The sequence below is a fragment of the Patulibacter sp. NPDC049589 genome (assembly GCF_040675535.1).
In the GTDB taxonomy this organism is placed as follows: domain Bacteria; phylum Actinomycetota; class Thermoleophilia; order Solirubrobacterales; family Solirubrobacteraceae; genus Patulibacter.
This window is the reverse complement of record NZ_JBFAPC010000295.1, coordinates 1-3,400: the sequence shown is the minus strand read 5'-3', so window position 1 is coordinate 3,400 and position 3,400 is coordinate 1. Positions and strand designations below refer to the sequence as shown.

General features: G+C 76.1%; 3 protein-coding genes. All 3 read left to right on the top strand.

Features of this window, described 5'->3' with window-relative positions:
- Positions 1-63 precede the first annotated feature (63 nt).
- From AB0L40_RS27315 to AB0L40_RS27305, 3 genes are read left to right on the top strand one after another with little or no spacing between them, the layout of a single operon-like run.
- On the top strand, positions 64-870 hold the full coding sequence (locus tag AB0L40_RS27315) for a TetR/AcrR family transcriptional regulator (RefSeq protein ID WP_364361885.1): 807 nt from the start codon (positions 64-66) through the stop codon (positions 868-870).
- On the top strand, positions 848-1,243 hold the full coding sequence (locus AB0L40_RS27310; RefSeq protein ID WP_364361883.1) for a cupin domain-containing protein: 396 nt from the start codon (positions 848-850) through the stop codon (positions 1,241-1,243). Before AB0L40_RS27315 ends, AB0L40_RS27310 begins: the two co-directional genes overlap by 23 nt.
- Positions 1,240-3,276, top strand: coding sequence for a hypothetical protein (locus AB0L40_RS27305; RefSeq protein WP_364361881.1), 2,037 nt, complete (start codon positions 1,240-1,242; stop codon positions 3,274-3,276). Before AB0L40_RS27310 ends, AB0L40_RS27305 begins: the two co-directional genes overlap by 4 nt.
- The last annotated feature ends 124 nt before the right edge of the window (positions 3,277-3,400 follow it).

The window sequence follows — 3,400 nt, the reverse complement described above, 5'->3', positions numbered from 1 at the left end:
CACGACGACGAACTACGGCTTCCTGCAGAAGTACCCGGCCGTCACGGCGAAGGTCGTCCAGGCGTGGTTCCGGGGCAGCCTGTGGGCCGGCACCCGGCGGACAACGCCGCCCCGACCCGCGAGCGCCTGCTGCGGTCCGCCCGCGAGGTCGTCGAGTCCGGCGGCTACGCGGGCGCGTCGGTCGCGGCGATCGCGCTGCGGGCGGGCGTCGCCAACGGGACGCTCTACCGGCACTTCGGGTCCAAGGCCGAGCTCTTCGTCGAGGTCTTCCGCGACGTCTGCGGGCGGGAGGTCGCCGCGATGGAGGACGCCGTCGCGGCCGCGGGGGACGACCACGTCGCCCGGGTCCTCGCGCCGCTGGAGGTGTTCTCGCGCCGCGCGCTGCAGAACCGCGCGCTGGCGTGGGCGCTGCTCGCCGAGCCGGTCGACCCGCTCGTCGACGAGGTCCGGCTCGAGTACCGGCGCACGTACCGCGAGCTGCTGGCGGGCGTCCTCGCCGAGGCGGTCGCGGCCGGCGCGCTGCCGTCGCAGGACCCGGACCTGACGGCGGCCGCGCTCGTCGGCGCGGTGGGCGAGGTCCTGGTCGGGCCGGTGTCCGCCGCCGCGACTCGCGAGAGGTGGAGCCCGGGGGGCGATCCGCCGCCGTCATCCGATGCGGATCCGCCGCCCGCCCTTGGCGCTGGCGGGACCGGCGCGCACGCCTCGACGGACGATCGATCCGGCGCCGGCCGTGCGTACGGCGCCGACCGGGCCGGCGCCCGGCCGGGCGGCGCCGACGAACGGCTCCTGCGAGACCTCGCAGGCTTGTGCCGCAGGGCGACGGGGGCCGCTAGTAGGGTCCGCGCCGATGCATCTGGGGAACCTCGCTGACGCCTCGCCCTTCACCACGAAGGACGGCTCCACCATCCGCGAGGTCGCGGGTCCCGTCTCGCTGCCGACGGACAACCAGTCCCTCGCCGAGGCGCGCGTCCCCCCGGGCGGCGCGACGACCGCCCACGTGCACCACGTCTCCGAGGAGCTCTACTACTTCACGGCGGGCTCCGGCCGGATCCGCCTGGGCGACGAGGAGCTCGAGGTCCGCCCCGGCGACTGCGTGGTGATCCCCCCGGGGACCCCGCACAAGCTCTTCAACGGGTCGGACGCCGACGACCTCGTCCTCCTCTGCTGCTGCGCGCCCCCGTACTCGGACGCGGACACCGAGCTGCTCGAGCCGGAAGTCCGCCGCCCCGAGACGGGCGCGTGAGGTCAGCGCGCCGCGCGCGCCCCGCCGCGCTGCTGCTGACCCTCGCGATCGCCGCCACCGGGTTCGCGGCGGCTCCCGCCCACGCCGCCAAGACGTGGGACCAGGCCGCGCTCTGGGACTTCGTCGACCGCCGCGAGGCCCAGCTCGACCCGCGCTGGGAGGAGGCGAAGGGCACCTACATGCCCATCGGCAACACCGACGACGTGCGGCTGGACGCCAACATGCTCGCCGTCCACGCCGCGGCGGCTCGCGAAGGGCACCAGGGCGCGTCCCGCCACGACGAGCGCGTCGTCCGGCTCGCCGACATCCTCACGCGCGCCCCGGCGCTGCTGACCCCGCCCGCGACCCGCGCCGGCGGACAGGGCCACGTCCCCGGCTGGTCCTCGTCGACGGTCGACCCGGGCGCGCAGCACGTCGCCATCGACCCGCAGGTCGCCTCGGCGCTCGCCTCCGCGTGGGAGGTCCGCGACGTCGTCGGCATGCCGCCCGAGCTCGTCGACCGGATCGTCGCGTCGATCCGCTCCGTCGCGGACTCGGGCTTCTTCGCCTACCCGGCGATGCTGCTGAACCAGTTCAACTGGCAGTCGGACGTCGAGATGGCGGCGGCCAAGGTCACGGGCGACCCGAAGTACCTCGCGGACTACCGGCAGCAGCTCGCGCGCTTCGTGCAGGGCACGCGCACCGCGCTGACCCCCGGTCGCACCCCGTTCCTCAACGGCGGCCTCGGGCTGATCTACTCGCCGCGGGAGGCCGCCGCGACAGGCCCCGCGCTGCTGTCCTCCAGCGAGTACGAGAACCTCGTCTACTCGGGCCTGCGCCATTACGACCAGGCGATCGCCGCCGGCATGGCGCCGCTGTCGGCCGACGACGAGGCGCGGCTGCGGCTGTGGGGCCAGCGGGTCCTCTTCGGCGACTGGACCCACGCCGGCGAGCTGAACTGGGACACGAGCCTCGGCACCCGGCGCTGGCACCTCTCGCGCTACTGGGCGTTCGCGCTCCAAGGCGCCGAGACGCTCGCGACCGGGGGGCGCCTGACCGGCTCGCCGAACCAGCCGTCCTGGGCGGCCTGGATCTCCGAGCGGGCACTCGAGACGTACGACACGCTCGCGGCGCGCCAGAAGACCGGCACGCTGGAGAGCGGCATGTGGGGCGTCGTCGGGCGCGACACGTCCGCCGAGGCCGACCCGCTGTTCACGGCGTCGCGCTTCGCCGCGCACGCCGCCCGGCTCGCGCAGCTCGGGGTCGGAGGGCGTCGCGTCATCCGGCCGCCCGCGTGGTACGCGTGGGACCCCGACGCCGGCCGCCTGGCCGTCTCCACCAAGCGGTACTCCACCGGCGTGCTGCTGCGCCACCCGACCGACGACATCGGCGGGATCGAGCTCTCGCGCCTCTTCGGCGCGGCGGGCGACCCGGTGTCCGGCACCGGCGGCAGCGCCCGCTCCGCGTTCGGCCTGGACCTCGCGGTCAAGGGCCGCGTCGTCCTCGACAGCCAGCCCGGGCGGCACCTGTCGATCAGCGGCACCCAGAGCCTGAAGGTCGACCTGAACGGCCGGCACCCGCTGCGCGGCACGTTCCAGAGCGGGCTGCGGACCCGCGGCACCACGACCAGCGGCGTCGGCTCGATCGACGTCACGCAGAAGTTCGACGAGGACGGCATCGACGTCTCGCGGGACGTCCGCGCGACGTTGACATCGGTCGCGACCGTCCGGCTGCCCGCCTGGGGGACCAAGTCCACCGTCCTGGCGGTGCGCGCGGACGGCAGCACCGTCCCGCTGCGCTCCGCGGCGATCGACGCGAAGGGCGTCCGGGGGCTGCTCGTCCGGGCCAAGCGCGGCGGCTACCGCGTCGGGCTCTGCCGCCTGCCCAGCTCCGCGAAGCTGCGGCTCTCGACCGTCGCGCCGGTGCCGACCTCCACCAGCACCACGAAGGTCGCGCAGGTGATCTTCCCCGTCGCGGCCGGCACCACCCGCCGGATCGATCTGCGCCTGACGCCGACGATCGCGGCCCCCGAGGCCGAGGACCTCTGCGGCTGAGGCACGTCGCGGGCCGGCCGCCCGCGGCTCCGCCGGCGCCCGCCCCGCCCCCGTCCGGGGTGCCCGCGGCGCCGCCGCCGCCCCCCCCGGGCCCAGCACCCCCCGGACCCCCCCACCGCGCCGC